The sequence below is a fragment of the Nocardia brevicatena NBRC 12119 genome (assembly GCF_000308495.1).
In the GTDB taxonomy this organism is placed as follows: Bacteria; Actinomycetota; Actinomycetes; order Mycobacteriales; family Mycobacteriaceae; genus Nocardia; species Nocardia brevicatena.
On sequence record NZ_BAFU01000023.1, the window covers coordinates 92151 to 110251 of the forward strand.

Sequence of the window (18101 nt, forward strand, 5' to 3'; positions counted from 1 at the left end):
GACGGGCCCGGTCAGGAATTCATATTGCTGCCGGAACAGACCTTCCACTCGCCGTCCTCCTTCTTCAACGTTTCCTCGGAGCTGTCGTCGGAATCGGTACTCGTTTCGTCCTTACCGGGAAGGGAGAACGTCATCTGCCCGGTGACATGCGCGGTCGCCCGATCGCCGGTGATGACGATGTTCTCCACCGACTCGATGGTGACCGAGAAGTCCGCCCGTCCGATCTCGACCTTCTCCGAGGCCGACATGTCGTCGAACTCGTCACGGTCGGCCTTGCAGGCCATGGCGGCGGCGGCCGCCATACCGTCGTTACTCAGGGTGTCGTAGAAATCGCGGATGGCCGCCTCGATCCGCTGCTCGTCGGACGCGATCGGAGTTCGGCCCTGGACGGTGAGCACCACCACGGTCGCGATACCTACGACGGCCACCAAGCCGGCCGCGACCAGGCCGATGATGAGCCCGGTGCGGTTCTTCCGCGGCTGCGGCGGCATACCCGGTGGCGGGAAACCGCCCGGCGGACTCATCCCCGGCTGCGGTGGGAAGCCTTGCGGCGGCATCCCAGGTTGTGGCGGGAAGCCTTGGAGTGGCATCCCGGGTTGTGGCGGGTATCCCGGCTGTCCCCCATATGGGGGTTGCTGTCCGTACGGAGGCATGCCCTGAGGTGGTTGTCCCCCCGGTGGGTAGGTCATGATCACATCCTTCGTTCCCGAATGTCCTCCGCAGATTACGGCAGTCGGCGGCGGTATACGCGGATGAAACTCACCGGTGGGGCGCGCTGTCGCCGGTGTCACGGCGAGGGTCTACACCCGCTTGCAAGGTGAGGCGCCGAGGCGGTAGCGCGGAATTCGGATGGGGCGGCCGTGCCATCTCCTGGCGTCGATGCGGGCCGAGAGCGGGAACGAGAACGGCTCCCGACCGGTAATCAGCTGGTCGGGAGCCGTCGTCGTGTGTGCCCTCGGCAGGATTCGAACCTGCGGCCTTCTGCTCCGGAGGCAGACGCTCTATCCCCTGAGCTACGAGGGCGGGGATCCATCCGATCGGCTCGGCGGGCCGGCCGATCGGGCGGACCACAGCGTATCGCATCGGCGGGCGTGCGCCAAAACGCGCGGTACAGGTGGGGCTCGGATCAGTTCGGCGGGAGCGGGCTGCCGCCGCGGGCGGTGAGCATATCGGTAATCAGTCGGGATTCACCCTGCTGGGTGGCGGTCATCTTCTCGGCGAGCCCGCGCACCACGGCGGTTTCCGCGTGTTCGGCGGCGTATTCGAGCATCGGCAGGCCACCCTGGTGGTGGCGCAGCATCAACTGGAGGAACAACACGTCCAGGGCCCTGCCTTCGGCGCGGCGCAACGCCGCGAGTTCCTCGTCGCCGGCCATACCGGGCATCGCGGAGACGGCGCCGTGACCGGTGTGATCGCCGTGTGCGTGCCCGGCCATCCAGTCCATGTATCCGTCCGCGCCGCGGGCCGGCGCGCCCCACAGCTGTAGCCAGCCCTGCATACGGCCGAGCTGGCTCTGCTGGGTGGTGAGGATGTCGTAGGCCAGCCGGCGCACATCGGGATCGGTGGAACGGACGAGTGCCACCCCCGCCATCTCCACGGCCTGGGCATGGTGAGCGGACATGTCCTGGTTGAATCCGATGTCGACCGGACCGGGCGTGGGGGTGGGGTCGCCGTCCGCGCTCGCCCACACCAGCGCGCCGGCCGCGAAGCCGAGCACCAGCAGCCCGATCGCGGCGAGGACCAGCAGCGGGGTGTGCTGGGCGCGCAGCTGTGCGCGCAGGCCGGTATCGGCGGATACCGGCGCGTCCGGAGAATCCGTCGAAACGGCGGCCTCGGCCGGTGCGGGGGAGGTGCGTTCGTCGGGTTCCGGCACTACCGGCCCGTTCCCGCCGGGGTCTGCGGCTCGCCGGGCAGCGTGCCCGGCATTCCGGGGATGGCGGGCACACCGGGGATACCGGGCGGCAGGCCGGGCATACCGGAGAGACCGCCCAGTTCCGACTGGTCGGGGGCGAGACCACCGCCGTCCATCGGGACCGCGTCCGGTCCGGGCGGGGTGGGGTCGTACGGCGGCGGGTTCTCGGTGTCGAAGACGATGGTCGAGCAGTCCGCGCCGATCTCCGGATAGGTGTTGGGGTTCAGCCGCAGCGCGGTGATGAACTGGCCGATCCGCTTGTCGTCGGCGTTGTCGACGGTCAACTGGTGGCCCCACGACTGCAGCGAGACCGGCGCTTCCTGGTCGGGATACGGCGACAGCATCATGTACTGTTCGCCCTCGACCCGGTCCTTCAGCTTCTCGATTCCCGCGGCGTCGATCTTGTCCGGGTTGTAGGTGATCCAGACCGCACCGTGTTCGAGGGAGTGGACGGCGTTCTCCTCGCGGATCGCCTTGTCGTAGACCGTGCCCATACAGGTTGCCCAGGACGAGTCGTGTGGGCCACCGAACGGCGGGTTCTGGTCATAGGCGACCCGCTGGTCCGGGCCGATGTGCAGACCGGCCTGGTAGTCCCGCTTCGCCACACCCTCGATCCCGTCGGAGGGGTCCTTGTGCGCCTCGCTGGGGGTGTATCTGTCCAGCTCGGCCTTTTCCTGATATTTCGGGACCAGGTAGACCGCCAGCGCGCCGATGAGCCCGATGATCATCACGGCCGCGCCGACGGTGAGCCACGGAATTCGGCGAATCCCCGGCGGCTTCGCCTTTCCGCCGCTCCCTGTGCCGCCGCTCTTGCGAGCGGGGCCGACCTTCCCCGCCGCCTTGACGGCCTTCGCCGATTTGGCGCTGGTCTTGTTCGGCATCGACTGGTCCTCGCTCTTCCCGTGTATGGACAGTGCGGAGCGGCGGTGCCCACTCGCGGCGCGCACCTGCCCGGACCATAGGATAGAGACTCGTGACTCCAGCTGACCTTGCAGATCTCCTTCGTGCCACCGCGGCGAAGGTTCTCGCCGAACGTGGACTGGACCCCGCCGTCCTGCCCGACAAGGTCGATGTGGAGCGTCCGCGCAACCCCGAGCACGGCGATTATGCGACCAACCTGGCGATGCGGGTCGCGAAGAAAGCCGGAACCAACCCGCGCGATCTGGCCGGCTGGCTGGCCGAGGCGCTGAACGGTGCCGACGGTGTGGCCTCGGCCGAACCGGCCGGTCCCGGCTTCCTCAACGTCCGGCTGGCGGCTTCGGCGCAGGGCGCCATCCTCGAGCAGGTGGGTCGCGCGGGCGCCGCGTACGGCACCGCCGAGACGCTGCGCGGTACCCGGATCAATCTGGAATTCGTCTCCGCCAATCCCACCGGTCCGGTCCATCTGGGCGGTACGCGCTGGGCCGCGGTCGGCGACGCGCTCGGCCGTATCCTGGCCGCGCAGGGCGCCGAGGTGGTGCGGGAGTACTACTTCAACGACCACGGTGCGCAGATCGACCGGTTCGCCGAATCGCTGGTCGCCGCCGCCACCGGGGCGCCGACCCCGGAGAAGGGGTACGCGGGCGCCTATATCGGCGAAATCGCGAACAAGATCGTCGCCGCCCATCCGGAGGCGCTCGGACTGGAGCAGGCGCAGCGGCTGGAATTGTTCCGTGCCGAGGGCGTCGAATTGATGTTCGCCCATATCAAGGAAACGCTGCACGAATTCGGCACCGATTTCGATGTGTACTTCAACGAGAGTTCGCTGTTCGCCTCGGGCGCGGTGGACCGCGCGGTGGAGCAGCTGAAGGATTCCGGTGACCTGTACGCCAAGGACGGTGCATGGTGGATCGCCAGCTCCGAATACGGCGACGATCAGGACCGGGTGGTCATAAAAAGCGACGGCAAGGCCGCCTATATCGCCGGTGATATCGCCTACTTCCAGGACAAGCGGTCGCGCGGTTTCGATCTGTGCATCTATATGCTCGGCGCCGACCACCACGGCTATATCGGTCGACTGAAGGCCGCCGCGGCGGCCTTCGGCGACGATCCGAATACCGTCGAGGTCCTCATCGGCCAGATGGTCAATCTGCTGCGCGACGGTGTCGCGGTGCGGATGAGCAAGCGGGCGGGCACCGTGGTCACCCTGGACGACCTGGTCGAGGCCATCGGTGTGGACGCCGCCCGCTATTCGCTGGTACGCAGTTCGGTGAATTCGAGTATCGATATCGATCTGGATCTGTGGGCGAAGCAGGACAGCGTCAACCCGGTCTACTACGTGCAGTACGCACACGCGCGCACCTGCTCCATCGCGCGCAATGCCGAAGCGTTCGGCTACGACAGGGTGGTACCGGATTTCGCGCTGCTCGCCGCCGACGAGGAAGGCGCGCTGATCCGGACGATCGGCGAGTTCCCCCGGGTGGTCGCCGCCGCCGCCACCCTGCGCGAGCCGCACCGGGTGGCCCGCTACCTCGAGGAGCTCGCGGGTGCCTATCACGCGTTTCAGACCAATAAGGCCCTGCGCGTCCTACCGCAGGGCGACGACCCCGTGACCCCGGTCAACGCCGCCCGGCTCGTCCTGGTCAACGCCACTCGACAGGTGCTCGCGAACGGCCTCGGCCTGCTCGGTGTCACCGCGCCGGAGCGCATGTGAGCGTCCGACCGTCATCCCCCGACCGCATCGCCCGACTCTTCCGGTGTCGGACGAGGAAGGAAGACCGATGAGCGCGCATCCGGCCGGCCCCCGGCACGCCGAGATCCCGCACGCCCCCAGCCTGCCGGAGCGTCCGGCCGATCCGCGGGAACTGATCGACCTGCCCGCCCAGGTGTGGCCGCGCAACGCCACCCGCGGCGATGACGGTGTCGTCCGGGTCGCGGGCCTGCCGGTGACCGAGTTGGCGGCACAGTTCGGCACGCCGCTGTTCGTTGTGGACGAGGATGATTTCCGGTCCCGCTGCCGGGATATGGTGCAGGCGTTCGGCCCGGGTGCCCGGGTGCACTACGCGTCCAAGGCTTTTCTGTGCAGCGAGGTGGCGCGCTGGATTCGGGACGAGGGGCTGTCGCTGGACGTGTGTTCCGGCGGTGAGCTGGCGGTGGCGCTGCATGCCGGGTTCCCCGCCGAGCGAATCGCCTTCCACGGCAACAACAAGTCCGTCGCCGAGCTGGAGGCCGCGGTGGCCGCCGGTGTCGGGCACGTGGTGGTCGACTCGCTGGTCGAGATCGAACGGCTGGAGGCCGTCGCGGCGCGCGCGGGGGCGGTGCAGGATGTGCTGGTGCGCGTCACGGTCGGGGTGGAGGCGCATACCCACGAATATATTTCCACCGCGCACGAGGACCAGAAATTCGGTTTCTCCATTGCCGGTGGGGATGCGATGGAGGCGTTGGCGCGGGTCTTCGATGCCGATAATCTGCGTTTGGTCGGATTGCACAGCCATATCGGTTCGCAGATTTTCGAAATAGACGGATTCGAAATCGCGGCGCACCGGATGCTGGGGCTGCTGCGCGAGGCCATCGACAAATTCGGGGTCGAACGGACCGCGCAGATCTCTCTGCTGGATCTGGGCGGCGGTCTCGGTATCTCATATCTACCCTCGGACGATCCACCGGTATTGCAGGAATTCGCCGGTAAACTGCGCGACCTGGTCGCTCGGGAGGCCGAACGGGCCGGATTGCCGATGCCGGAAATCGCGGTCGAACCCGGACGGGCCATCGCCGGCCCGGGCACGGTGACGCTGTACGAGGTCGGCACGGTCAAGGATGTCTGCCTCGACGGCGGGCTGCGCCGCCGTTATGTCAGCGTGGACGGCGGGATGAGCGACAACATCCGTCCGGCGCTGTATCAGGCCGACTACGACTGCCGACTGGTATCACGATCGTCGCAGGCGCTTCCGGTGATGGCCCGGGTGGTGGGAAAGCACTGCGAGAGCGGCGATATCGTCATCCGGGACACCTGGATGCCCGGCGACGCCGGTCCGGGCGATCTGATCGCGGTGGCCGCGACCGGCGCCTACTGCTATTCCATGTCGAGTCGGTACAACATGTTGACCCGTCCCGCCGTGGTCGCCGTGCGCGATGGTGCAGCCCGGCTGATCCTGCGTCGGGAGACGGTGGCGGACCTGCTGAGCCTGGAGGTCCGATGAGCGAGACGAAAGGGGCGACCATGACCGAGTCGACCACCGAACACGGCCGATGGGGGTCCGAACGGCCGATCGGGGTGGCCGTGCTCGGTATGGGCAATGTCGGTACCGAGGTGGTGCGCATCCTGCGTGACCACGCCGACGACCTGCGTTCCCGGGTCGGCGCGCCGGTGGTGTTGCGCGGCGTCGCGGTGCGCAATACGGCCGACCGCGGCATCCCCGCCGAACTGCTGACCACCGACGCCGACGCGCTCGTCGCCCGCCCCGATGTGGATATCGTCGTGGAGGTGATCGGCGGGATCGCCCTGCCGCGCCGGCTCATCCTGGCCGCCCTCGAGGCGGGTAAATCCGTTATCACCGCGAACAAGGCGCTGTTGGCCGACTACACCGGGGAACTGGCCGCCGCCGCCGAGCGCAGCCGCGCCGACCTGTACTTCGAGGCCGCCGTGGCGGGTGCCATCCCAGTGGTGCGGCCGCTGATCCAGTCGCTGTCCGGCGACCGGGTGCATCGGGTGATCGGCATCGTCAACGGCACCACCAACTTCATTCTCTCCGCCATGGACGAGACCGGTGCCGACTACCACGACATACTCGCCGAGGCCACCCGGCTGGGTTACGCCGAGGCCGACCCCACCGCCGACGTCCAGGGCTACGACGCCGCCGCCAAGGCCGCCATTCTGGCCTCGCTGGCCTTCCACACCCGGGTGACCGCCGCCGATGTCTACTGCGAGGGCATCACCAAGATCACCGCCGAAGATCTGGAAACGGCCACCGCGCTGGGCTGCACCGTCAAACTGCTCGCCATCTGCGAGCGGGTCCCCGCCGGGCCGGGGGAGCCGAACCCGGAGGAGGGCGGCAAGGAGCGGGTCTCGGTGCGCGTGTATCCGGCGCTCATTCCCCGCAAACACCCCTTGGCGGCGGTGTCCGGCGCGTTCAACGCGGTTGTGGTGGAGGCCGAGAACGCGGGCCGGCTCATGTTCTACGGCCAGGGTGCGGGCGGTGCGCCGACCGCGTCGGCCGTCCTGGGTGATCTGGTGATGGCCGCCCGCAACAAGTTCTTCGGTGGTCGTGCTCCGGGCGAATCGGTTTATGCTGAGCTACCGATTGCGCCGATCGGCGATACGCCCACCCGCTATCACGTGAATCTGCAGGTCGCCGACCGAACGGGTGTGCTGCAGGCGGTTGCGGGTGAATTCGCCGAGCGCGGGGTGAGCATCTCCACGGTGCGCCAGGAAGGACACGGGGAGGGCGCCCGGCTGGTCGTCGTCACCCACACCGCGACGGAATCGGCGCTCGCGGACACCGTATCCGCGCTGGCGGAACTGGATTCCGTCATCTCCGTGACCAGTGTTCTGAGATTGGAAGGCACCGAAGAATGAGTACGACTGGCGTCCGGCCGCAGGCGGGAACCCACACCAGGTGGCCGGGGCTGATCGCGGCCTACCGTGACCGGCTCGCCGTCGGCGCCGACTGGGAGCCGGTCACCCTCTACGAGGGCGGCACCCCGCTGGTCCCCGCACCGCATCTGTCCGAGCTCACCGGCTGTGAGGTCTACCTGAAGGTCGAGGGTCTGAACCCGACCGGTTCCTTCAAGGACCGCGGGATGACCATGGCCATCACCGACGCCAAGCACCGCGGTCAGAAGGCGGTGCTGTGCGCTTCCACCGGCAATACCTCCGCCTCGGCGGCCGCCTACGCCACTCGGGCCGGGATGAGCTGCGCGGTGTTGATCCCGCAGGGCAAGATCGCCATGGGCAAACTGGCCCAGGCCGTTATGCTCGGGGCGAAGATCATCCAGGTCGAGGGCAATTTCGACGACTGCCTCGAGCTGGCCCGCAAGGTCACCTCCGAATTCCCGGAGATCGGCCTGGTCAACTCGGTGAACCCGGCCCGCATCGAAGGCCAGAAGACGGCTTCCTTCGAGATCTGCGACGTGCTGGGCAGGGCCCCGGACGTGCATGTGCTTCCGGTGGGCAATGCCGGGAATATCACCGCCTACTGGCGTGGTTATCGGGAGTACAAGGCCGACGGCATCACCGATTCCCTGCCTCGGATGCTCGGTGTGCAGGCGGCGGGTGCCGCGCCGCTGGTGCAGGGCGCTCCGGTCAAGGACCCGGAGACCGTCGCCACCGCCATCCGGATCGGGGCCCCGGCCTCATGGAACAGCGCGGTCGAGGCCAAGGAGCAGTCCGGCGGCGCGTTCCGGGCCGCGACCGACGAGAAGATCCTCGAGGCGTACCGGCTGGTCGCCGCGACCGAGGGCGTTTTCGTCGAACCCGCGTCCGCGGCCAGTGTGGCCGGTCTGCTGGCCGCCCGCGAAGGAGGCTGGATGGAATCCGGCCTGACCGTGGTGTGCACGGTGACCGGCAACGGGCTGAAGGACCCCGACACCGCGCTGTCCGGGATGCCGCAGGTGCGGCCGATCCCCGTGGACCCGGTCGCGGTGGCCACCGAACTCGAGCTGGCCTGAGTTGGACACACGCGACAGCCAACTCATGTCCCGGACCCTGCCTGCCGGTCTCACGGTGACCGCGCGGGTTCCCGCGTCCAGCGCCAACCTCGGGCCCGGTTTCGATTCGCTGGGTATGGCGCTGGGTATCTACGACGAGATCGAGGTGCACAGTACCGGTTCCGGGCTCACCGTTCGCGTGGAGGGCGAGGGCGCCGACGAAGTGCCCTGGGGCCCATCGCATCTGGTGGTTCGGGCGATCGAACGCGGCCTGGAGACAGCCGGGGTCTGGGCCGACGGCCTGGATGTGGTGTGCCGGAACGCGATTCCGCATTCGCGCGGTCTCGGCTCCTCGGCCTCGGCCGTGGTGGGCGGGCTCGCCGCGGGGTGCGCACTGGCCGCCGAATTCGATTCCGAGTTGTCCGTCGACACCGATCTGCTGGTGCAGTTGGCTTCGGAGTTCGAAGGGCATCCGGACAATGCCGCGGCCAGTGTGCTGGGCGGAATCGTGGTGTCGTGGACCGAAACCGCTCGGCCCGGCGACGATGCCGACAGTCCCGAGCGGATCTACCGCGCCGTGCGGTTGGCGGCCCATCCGAGACTGCACCCGGTGGTGCTGATCCCCGAGGATCGCTCCTCCACGGCGCATACCCGGGGCCTACTGCCCGAAAGCGTTCCGCACTGTGACGCGGCGTTCAACGTGAGCCGGGCCGCATTGGCGGTGGTCGCGCTGTCCCAGCGGCCCGACCTGCTGCTTTCCGCCACCGAGGACCGGCTGCACCAGGCTCAGCGGGCACCCGCGCTCCCGTTGACCACGGCCTGGATCGAACGGCTGCGGGCCGCCGGTATCGCCGCCACGGTATCCGGCGCCGGGCCCACCGTGTTGGCCCTCGGCACCGAGCCGTTCCCGGCCGAACTTCGCGACCTTGCGGTCGCGGACGGGCTGCGGGTGGTGGAGCCGGGGCTGGCCGAAGGTGTTCGGGTGGGCTGACGGGCGCGCCCACCTTGCCGAGGTCGACAGTGGGCAGCTATCCTGGGCGAGTCCGTACATCGCGCGCATCAGACGCCGGTGCTTCATCAGGGCAATCGCTCCAGCAGGCTCCTGGCTCGAGCCTCCAGGCCATGGGGGTGCTGCGCAGCTTCGGAAGCTACGCAGCTGGAATGATCTCTCCCACCATTCATCACCGGTGGTGAAGCCTCCGGGCCCGGCGGAGCAGGCGGTACGGCTATAAATCCGAGTCCGGTATGCGTTCGGACTACGGAACGAACCCTCGACTCAGCACACGGCCGCCGAGGGAAGGAAAGGATCTCCGTGACAGATACGGACCTGCTCGCGACACCCGGGGTGGAATCCGACACCCAACCCTCGGGCGACCGCGAAAGTGACTCCGGACAGATTTCGAAGATGAGCGAATACACCGACGTCGCACGATCGGGGCTGACTGGAATGTTGTTGCCGCAGTTGCGCGCACTGGCGGGGGAGCTCGGTATCCGAGGTACCTCCGGGATGCGCAAGGGCGATCTCATCGCCGCCATCAAGGAGAATCAGGCTCAGGCGGCGACCGCGGGCAGAGCCCGTGCGACGAAGTCGTCCGCCCCCAAGAACACCCGCAAGACTGCCGAGCAGCCGACCCAGGACGCTTTGCCAACCCAGCCGCTCGAACAGGCCGAGGCCCCGGCCGCGCGGCGCGCGGCCAAGGCGGCCGCGCCGGCAGCCGAGTCCGTCGCGCCGGGCACGCCCGCGGACGCCGGGCACAAGACCGGCAAGACCGCGGAAACCAACGGAGCGGCCGAGACCCCCGGCAAACCGGCGGGCGAGGCCGAGGAATCCGGGCGCGACCAAGGTCAGCGCGGCCGGGGCCGGCAGCGCCGCGAGCGCAATCAGGGCGGCCGCGAGCAGGCCAAGGCCGGGACCGAGACCGTCGGCGACACCCGCACCGAGGACGCCAAGCAGGACGGCCGGTCGGACGCCAAACAGGACGGTAAACCGGACACCGACCAGGGCGAACGCCGTCGTGACCGGAACCAGTCCACCCAAACCGAGCAGCGCGGCTCCGGCGGCGGACGGGACGACGAGGAAGGCGGACGCGGTCGGCGCGGACGCCGGTTCCGGGAACGGCGCCGTGGTCGCGAGCGCGACGGTGGCGAGTCGCGCGAGCTCGAGATCCGCGAGGACGATGTGCTCCAGCCCGTCGCGGGCATCCTCGACGTGCTGGACAACTACGCCTTCGTGCGCACCTCCGGCTACCTGGCGGGCCCGAACGACGTGTACGTCTCCATGAACCTGGTGCGTAAGAACGGTCTGCGCCGCGGTGACGCGATCACCGGCGCGGTGCGCGCGCCGCGCGAGGGCGAACAGTCCAATCAGCGGCAGAAATTCGATCCGCTGGTGCGGCTGGACACCGTCAACGGCAGCGATGTGGAGGCGGCCAAGCGTCGCCCCGAGTTCGGCAAACTCACCCCGCTCTACCCGAACCAGCGGCTGCGCCTGGAAACCACGCAGCAGAAGCTGACCACCCGGGTGATCGACCTGATCATGCCGATCGGTAAGGGGCAGCGCGCGCTGATCGTCTCGCCGCCGAAGGCCGGCAAGACCACGATCCTGCAGGACATCGCGAACGCGATCGCCACCAACAACCCCGAGTGCTACCTGATGGTGGTGTTGGTCGACGAACGTCCCGAAGAGGTCACCGATATGCAGCGTTCGGTGAAGGGTGAGGTCATCGCCTCCACCTTCGACCGGCCGCCGTCGGATCACACCTCGGTCGCAGAACTGGCCATCGAACGGGCCAAGCGCCTGGTCGAGATGGGCAAGGACGTGGTGGTGCTGCTCGACTCGATTACCCGACTGGGTCGCGCCTACAACAACTCCTCGCCGGCTTCGGGCCGCATCCTGTCCGGTGGTGTCGACTCCACCGCGCTGTACCCGCCGAAGCGGTTCCTCGGCGCGGCCCGCAATATCGAAAACGGCGGCTCGCTGACCATTATCGCCACCGCCATGGTGGAAACCGGGTCCACCGGTGACACGGTCATCTTCGAAGAGTTCAAGGGCACCGGTAACGCCGAGCTCAAACTCGACCGCAAGATCGCCGAGCGCCGCGTGTTCCCGGCGGTGGACGTCAATCCGTCCGGTACCCGCAAGGACGAACTGCTACTGAGCCCGGACGAGGCCGGAGTACTGCACAAACTGCGTCGGGTGTTGTCCGGGCTGGATTCGCATCAGGCGATCGATCTGCTGCTCGATCGGCTCAAGAAGAGCAAGAACAACCTGGAGTTCCTGATGCAGGTGTCCAAGACCGCGCCGGGCGCGTTGGACGAATAGCCGTCTCCGGAATTCCATACCGGTTCGAATCGCACCGAGGGTCCCGTGTACGCGGGGCCCTCGGTCGTTTTCGGGAGCGGGGGCGAAGAATATCGCTCCTATAGCGGCGGCTCCCACGACGAGGGGCAGGAGAATCCACGCCACCAGGGCGGTCGCCGGCGGTGTTCTCGGCGGCTGTGCTGCGATAGGCGCGGTATCGCGTGCGGTTCTATCCGGATACCCGCCCGGTGGCGGTGCGGAAGTGAATTTCGTGCTCACAGTGGGTGTGCTTCCGTTTTCCGGGATGGGAACCGTGTGCATGGCGGTGTGGGGATGAGGGCCGGTGAGCAGACCCGCCGCGGCGGCCGAGAACAGCGCGATCATTACCGTCCAAGCGATTCGGCTCCTCATGTGTATCTCCCTCATGCCCCATGCGTATCCAGATCCCGGGTTGTGAACACAACCGCCGCGCATTGGTGAGTAACCGACTACCTCGTTCGAGGGTTTCACGTCTTCGCGTTCGCCGCTGCCCCCATTTCCAGGGTCGATAGCAACCGGGGATAACTCGGCGCGAGGGAACAACTGCGTGGGTGGGCGCGTTATAGCGGGCAACGGTGCTTCTGGCATACTGGATCGCCGTGCGCCCGCGGATCCCCGCGGGCAATCCCGCCTGAGGGTGGTGTCGGACATCGGTCCGTCACCGGCCGGCTGGAGCTCGGGCCGCGGAACGAGGCCCGAGACCGGCCCGAGCGAAGGCGGATGTACGCCTGGTCCGGTTCCGGTTCACGCCCGACGCTTGCGCGGGCGACCCGGCGACCGATATCGAGAGGACATCCATGAAGGCAGGAATCCATCCGCCCTACGTCGAGACCACGGTCGTCTGTGGTTGCGGCAATACCTTCCAGACCCGGTCCACCAAGGAATCCGGGCATATCACCGTCGAGGTCTGCTCGCAGTGCCATCCGTTCTACACCGGCAAGCAGAAGATTCTGGACACCGGTGGCCGTGTGGCGCGGTTCGAGGCCAGGTACGGCAAGCGCGCCGGTAAGAAGGCCGACTCCAAGTAGCTTCACCGCGGACGCCCGGACCTGCTCGGCAGGGCCGGGCGTCCGCGCTTATCTGCTGCCGTATCCGGAATCAGTCCTCGAGGAGGAGTTCACGTCATGGCCGATCGAGCTGCACCGTCCGCTATCGACGACATCCTGGCAGAGTATGCCGGGTTGGAGACGCAGCTGGCCGATCCGGCACTACACAACGACCCGGGGGCGGCACGTCGGGTGGGCAAGCGGTTCGCCGAACTCGCGCCGGTGATGACCACCTACAAGAAGCTGGCCGCCGCGCGGGACGATCTCGAGGCCGCTCGGGAACTGGCCACCGACGATTCCGCGTTCGCGGCCGAAGTGCCCGGACTCGAGGCGCAGGTCGACCAACTCGAGCAGGCCCTGACCGATCTGCTGGCCCCACGGGACCCGCACGACGGTGACGATGTGGTGCTCGAGGTGAAGTCCGGAGAAGGGGGCGAGGAATCCGCCCTGTTCGCCGCGGACCTGGCCCGGATGTACATCCGGTACGCCGAGCGGCACGGATGGAAGGTCGAGATTCTCGACGCGACCATCTCCGATCTGGGCGGATACAAGGAAGCCACACTGTCGATCAAGAGCCGGGACGCCGCCCGCGACGGGGTGTGGTCGCGCTTCAAATTCGAGGGCGGGGTGCACCGGGTCCAACGCGTTCCGGTCACCGAATCGCAGGGACGGGTGCATACCTCCGCGGCGGGAGTGCTCATCTATCCCGAGCCCGACGAGGTGCAGGAGGTGCAGATCGACGAGAACGACCTGCGTATCGACGTCTACCGGTCCTCGGGTAAGGGTGGCCAGGGAGTGAACACCACCGACTCCGCCGTGCGTATCACCCATCTGCCCACGGGGATCGTGGTCACCTGCCAGAACGAGCGCTCCCAGTTGCAGAACAAGGCCCGCGCCATGCAGGTGCTGGCCGCTCGCCTGCAGGCCCTCGCCGAGGAGGAGGCCGACCGAGAGGCAGCGGCCGGCCGAGCGGATCAGATTCGCACCGTGGACCGATCGGAACGGATTCGCACCTACAACTTCCCGGAGAACCGGATCGCGGACCACCGGATCGGGTTCAAGGCGCACAACCTGGACGCGGTGCTGGACGGGGATATGGATGCTCTGTTGGACGCGCTGGCCACTGCGGATCGGGCCGCCCGGATGGCGGTCGAATAAGGCGGAATCCGTGCTTCGATCCGGTTCCGGTGGGCATCGCGAAGTGAAGGATAGGGGCGCATGAGTCGCGCGCAGCTGCGTCCGATTATCGTCGAGGCAACCGAAACACTGCGGGTGGCGGGTGTGCCGAGTCCGCGGGCGGATGCCGAGCAGCTCGCGGCGCATGTGCTGTCGGTGGAGCGGTCCCGGCTGATGCTGCATCCGATGATCGGAATCGAGCAGCTCGACGACTATCGGAAGCTGGTCGCCCAACGGGCCGCGCGGATTCCGCTGCAGCATCTGACCGGGCAGGCCGTCATGGGCGATATCGACCTAGAGGTGGGACCGGGGGTTTTCATCCCGCGCCCGGAGACCGAGCTGCTGTTCGCGTGGGCCCTGGCGCATCTGGAGGCCGTCCCGCACGATCGCCCACCCGTCGTGGTGGATCTGTGCACCGGCTCGGGCGCCTTGGCGCTGGCCCTGGCCCACGCCCGCCCGGACGCGGACGTGCACGCGGTGGAAATCGATCCGGACGCGCTGCGGTGGGCCCGGCGCAACGCCGATATCCGTATCGCCGCGGGCGATACCCCGATCACGCTGTACGACGGCGATGTCACCGATCCGGAGCTGCTCACCGGGCGCGACGGACAGGTGGACATCGTGGTCGCCAACCCGCCCTACATTCCCGAAGGTGCCGACCTGGCGCCGGAAGTCCTCGACCACGACCCACATCGCGCCCTGTTCGGCGGTCCCGACGGTCTCGACGTCATCCGCCCCATGATCCCGACCATCGCGCGCCTCTTGCGCCCGGGCGGCGGCGTCGCCATCGAGCACGACGACACCAATGGCGCGCTCCTGGCCAAACTCTTGGCCGACGACGGTCGCTTCGCCGGAATCGTCGAACACCCCGATCTGGCGGGAAAGCCACGCTTCGTCGCCGCCACCCGCACATGAGTCCCCGTCCGCCGAGCGGCTTTCTCCGAGAAGCGCACCACCGCAACCGTTCTCGAGCGGCCTTTCAGTGGTCGGGCCCGTCCCGGCTCCGACCGACCGGAGCGATATAACCGTTGCGGAATCGCTCGGCCGGAGAAGCGCGCTCTCATGAGAGCCCGAGCCGTGCACCGTGAGCAGCGTCCACGACACTGCCCGGACCGGCTCACCCGATGGTCGGGGCCCGTCCCGGTCCTGAACCGACCGGAGCGATACAGTCGTGTCGAAATCGCTCGGCCGGAGAAAACACGTTCTCGCGAGAGCCTGAGCAAGTGCGCCCGGGTAGCGTCCACGGCATCTTCCCTGGGTCTTACTGTGGTCGGGCCCCGACCGGAGCGCCCTCGCGCAGCGGTGGTGCGCAGGAAGGGCGATACCCGAGGTCACGAGAACCACAAAGGGTTGCGGCCCGTCTCGCGTTTCGGCATCCGAAGCGCATGCGCCGAAGGCGCGAGTCTCGGGTGCCGAAACGCGAGACCCGCCAGGGCCGCAACCCCGCCCGCGCGAACGCGCGGGCAATTCAACACAGCAACCCCGCGCCGCCGAAGGCGGCGTCGGAAACACAGCATGACAGGATGGATGCCGTGAGTACCGTCTACGACTGCGCCGACTCCGATTCGCGTGCCGCCGGACTGTCCGCCGCCACCAGCGCCCTGAAGTCCGGGCGGTTGGTGGTGCTACCCACCGATACCGTCTACGGGCTCGGTGCCGACGCATTCGACAGTGCGGCCGTATCCGCGCTGTTGGCCACCAAGGGACGTGGGCGCGATATGCCGGTACCGGTGTTGGTCGGTTCGTGGAACACCATTGACGGGCTGGTGTTCTCGGTGCGCCCGCAGGCGCGGGAGTTGATTCGGGCGTTCTGGCCGGGTGGGTTGAGCATCGTGGTGCAGCAGGCGCCGTCGCTGGCCTGGGATCTCGGTGAGGCTCGGGGCACGGTGATGCTGCGGATGCCCCTGCATCCGGTCGCGCTGGAGTTGTTGCGCGAGGTCGGCCCGTTGGCGGTCTCCAGCGCGAACGTGTCGGGGCGCCCGGCGGCCACGACCGTGACCGAGGCCCGGGAACAGCTCGGCGATCATGTGGGCGTATATCTCGACGGAGGCCCGGCCCGGCATTCGGTCGCCTCCACCATCGTCGATCTCACCGCCGACCAACCGCGTATTCTGCGCGCGGGTGCGGTGCCGGTGGACGAGGTCGCCGCGGTACTCGGTATGGAGCCCGAAGCCCTGGCCGGCCCTGTCGCCCGGTGAGGGAACGCAATCTACTGATGAACAGGCGGTACCCCCGGTGATGGGGTGGTTGGTGCTATGAGCGGTTCCGGTGCGGTCGTCCCGCTGCGGGAACTCCTGCTGGTCCTGCTGATCTCCACCGTGGTCACTTTCCTGGCCACGGGCGGGATCAGAGTCGTGGCCATCGGGTTCGGCGCGGTGGCGGTGCCGCGCGATCGGGATGTGCATGTCAAACCGATTCCCCGGATGGGCGGGGTCGGCATGTACATCGGCGTGGTCGCGGCGGTGTTGTTCGCCCATCAACTGCCCGCGCTGCGGCGCGGGTTCGACTATCTGCCCGATATCTCCGCGGTGCTGGTGGCCGCGTCGATCATCGTGGTGGTCGGCATCGTGGACGACCGATGGGGCTTGGACGCGCTGACGAAATTCGCCGGACAGGTCACCGCCGCCGGGGTGATGGCGGTGATGGGTCTGAGCTGGTATGTCATCTACAACCCGTTCAACAACAGCACCGTGGTACTGGACGCTCTGCAGGGTGGCCTGGTGACCGTGGCGGTCGCGGTCACCCTGATCAACGCCATGAATTTCGTCGACGGTCTGGACGGTTTGGCCGCCGGACTCGGCCTGATCGCGTCCGCGGCGGTTTTCGCGTTCACCGTGGGCCTGCTCACCGAACAGGGCGGTTCGGTGGACACCTATCCACCCGCCCTGCTGGCGGCCGCCATGGCCGGTGCCTGTCTCGGTTTCTTGCCGCACAATTTCTCGCCGGCGCGGATCTTCATGGGGGATTCGGGGTCCATGCTGATCGGCTTGGTCCTGGCGGCGGTGTCCACCAGTGCTTCGGGGCGTATTCCGCTGCAGGGGTACGGGCCGCGGGATATCGTCGGTCTGCTCTCGCCGGTGCTGCTGGTCGGCGCTGTGATGTTCATCCCGGTGCTGGACCTCGTCCTGGCGGTGGTGCGCCGGGTGCGGGCGGGCGTGAGTTTCTCCACTCCGGACAAGATGCATCTGCACCACCGGCTGCTGCAGATCGGCCATTCGCACCGGCGCGTGGTGCTGCTGATCTACCTGTGGGTCTGTGTACTGGCTTTCGGCGCGGTGGGCACCTCGTTGATGGACCGCCGCGTGGTGGTGCTGCTGATGGCCGGGGGTCTGCTGTTCGCGCTGGTCGCCACCGCCCTGCCGGGCCTGTGGCGACGACAGGCGCTGCGGGAGCCCGCGGAAGCCGAAGAGGAGGCCGGGTAGAGTTGCGGGTCGTGCACACACCATCGACCCGATCCGCCGGCGCCGACGCCCCGCTGCGCGCAGCTCTGCGCTACGGGGTGGTGGGGTTGGCCGTGCTGACCGTGCTCGCGGTCGTTCTGGGGGGTGTGCTCGGCGGCATGGCGGGTTTGTGGGGCGCGCTGCTGGGCGCGGCGATCGGCGGAGGGTTCATTCTCACCACTGTTGTGGTGGTGCTGTTCGGCGCGAAGCTGCCACCCACCACCGCGGGATTGGTTATGCTGGTGAGTTGGGTGGGAAAATTGTTGGTGGCGTTGATCGTCATCGCCGTGCTGAATCGGTTCGATTTCTATGACCGGGTCGCCCTGTTCCTGACCGTGGTCGGCGCGCTGGTCGTCGTGCTCGGTGCGGAGACTTATGGTGTATTACGGCAGAAGGTTCCGTACGTGACGGTGCCCGAATCCGATGAGAGCAGTTGAGGGGCGTGATCCATGTTGCCCGCCCCCACCTACACGTTGTCGTAGATAACTTGGTAAAGTATTGGTAAGCAAAGCGACCGCGCGGGAGGATGAAGCGGTCCCACCGGCTGCCGCTATGCTAACTGCCGTACCGGGCTCGAAAGGCCTGGTTCTGCATGTCGACGATGTCGCCGACACGTACAGACG

General features: G+C 67.8%; 15 protein-coding genes and 1 tRNA gene. 12 read left to right on the plus strand and 4 right to left on the minus strand.

All coding sequences use genetic code 11. From position 1 onward, the window contains the following. Positions 1-11 precede the first annotated feature (11 nt). The 4 genes from ON20_RS05320 to ON20_RS05335 form a co-directional block, all read right to left on the minus strand. Entirely contained in the window at positions 12-524 is a 513-nt protein-coding gene (locus tag ON20_RS05320; RefSeq protein WP_245547065.1) for an Rv0361 family membrane protein, read from the minus strand. 426 nt (positions 525-950) lie between these two features. Beyond that, positions 951-1023 (minus strand) — tRNA-Arg (locus ON20_RS05325). Between the two features lie 103 nt (positions 1024-1126). After that, positions 1127-1873 (minus strand): DUF305 domain-containing protein, encoded by a 747-nt coding sequence (locus ON20_RS05330; RefSeq protein ID WP_438803381.1) that lies wholly within the window; start codon positions 1871-1873, stop codon positions 1127-1129. Further along, positions 1873-2793, minus strand: a complete 921-nt coding sequence (locus ON20_RS05335) for a thioredoxin-like domain-containing protein (RefSeq protein WP_040833805.1) — start codon at positions 2791-2793, stop codon at positions 1873-1875. Before ON20_RS05335 ends, ON20_RS05330 begins: the two co-directional genes overlap by 1 nt. A 92-nt stretch (positions 2794-2885) precedes the next feature. Between ON20_RS05335 and argS the strand changes: the two genes are divergently transcribed. The 12 genes from argS to ON20_RS05395 all read left to right on the plus strand — a co-directional run bounded on the left by argS (position 2886) and on the right by ON20_RS05395 (position 17915). Then, a complete protein-coding gene (gene argS / locus ON20_RS05340; RefSeq protein WP_040833806.1) occupies positions 2886-4544 on the plus strand; it encodes an arginine--tRNA ligase in 1659 nt (552 codons plus the stop codon). A 67-nt stretch (positions 4545-4611) separates the two neighbouring features. Further along, positions 4612-6030, plus strand: a complete 1419-nt coding sequence (gene lysA, locus ON20_RS05345) for a diaminopimelate decarboxylase (RefSeq protein WP_040833807.1) — start codon at positions 4612-4614, stop codon at positions 6028-6030. Positions 6031-6050: 20 nt separating this feature from the next. After that, a complete protein-coding gene (locus ON20_RS05350; protein WP_051161683.1) occupies positions 6051-7406 on the plus strand; it encodes a homoserine dehydrogenase in 1356 nt (451 codons plus the stop codon). Continuing rightward, a complete protein-coding gene (thrC, locus tag ON20_RS05355; protein WP_040833808.1) occupies positions 7403-8497 on the plus strand; it encodes a threonine synthase in 1095 nt (364 codons plus the stop codon). The genes ON20_RS05350 and thrC overlap by 4 nt, the downstream gene beginning before the upstream one ends. A gap of 25 nt (positions 8498-8522) precedes the next feature. Then, on the plus strand, positions 8523-9467 hold the full coding sequence (gene thrB / locus ON20_RS05360; protein ID WP_040833851.1) for a homoserine kinase: 945 nt from the start codon (positions 8523-8525) through the stop codon (positions 9465-9467). A gap of 321 nt (positions 9468-9788) precedes the next feature. Next, the gene (gene rho / locus ON20_RS05365; RefSeq protein ID WP_040833810.1) at positions 9789-11798 is read left to right on the plus strand and encodes a transcription termination factor Rho; all 2010 of its coding nucleotides are present in this window, start codon (positions 9789-9791) and stop codon (positions 11796-11798) included. An 815-nt stretch (positions 11799-12613) separates the two neighbouring features. Continuing rightward, the gene (rpmE, locus tag ON20_RS05370) at positions 12614-12844 is read left to right on the plus strand and encodes a 50S ribosomal protein L31 (protein ID WP_040833811.1); all 231 of its coding nucleotides are present in this window, start codon (positions 12614-12616) and stop codon (positions 12842-12844) included. A gap of 96 nt (positions 12845-12940) precedes the next feature. Beyond that, positions 12941-14020, plus strand: a complete 1080-nt coding sequence (prfA, locus tag ON20_RS05375; protein WP_040833812.1) for a peptide chain release factor 1 — start codon at positions 12941-12943, stop codon at positions 14018-14020. Between the two features lie 60 nt (positions 14021-14080). Beyond that, positions 14081-14953, plus strand: a complete 873-nt coding sequence (prmC, locus tag ON20_RS05380) for a peptide chain release factor N(5)-glutamine methyltransferase (protein ID WP_040833813.1) — start codon at positions 14081-14083, stop codon at positions 14951-14953. Positions 14954-15570: 617 nt separating this feature from the next. Beyond that, on the plus strand, positions 15571-16236 hold the full coding sequence (locus ON20_RS05385; protein WP_040833852.1) for an L-threonylcarbamoyladenylate synthase: 666 nt from the start codon (positions 15571-15573) through the stop codon (positions 16234-16236). A gap of 57 nt (positions 16237-16293) precedes the next feature. Then, entirely contained in the window at positions 16294-17460 is a 1167-nt protein-coding gene (locus ON20_RS05390) for an MraY family glycosyltransferase (RefSeq protein ID WP_051161685.1), read from the plus strand. An 11-nt stretch (positions 17461-17471) separates the two neighbouring features. After that, entirely contained in the window at positions 17472-17915 is a 444-nt protein-coding gene (locus ON20_RS05395) for a Cg1360 family ATP-synthase-associated protein (protein WP_174361854.1), read from the plus strand. Positions 17916-18101 lie beyond the last annotated feature (186 nt).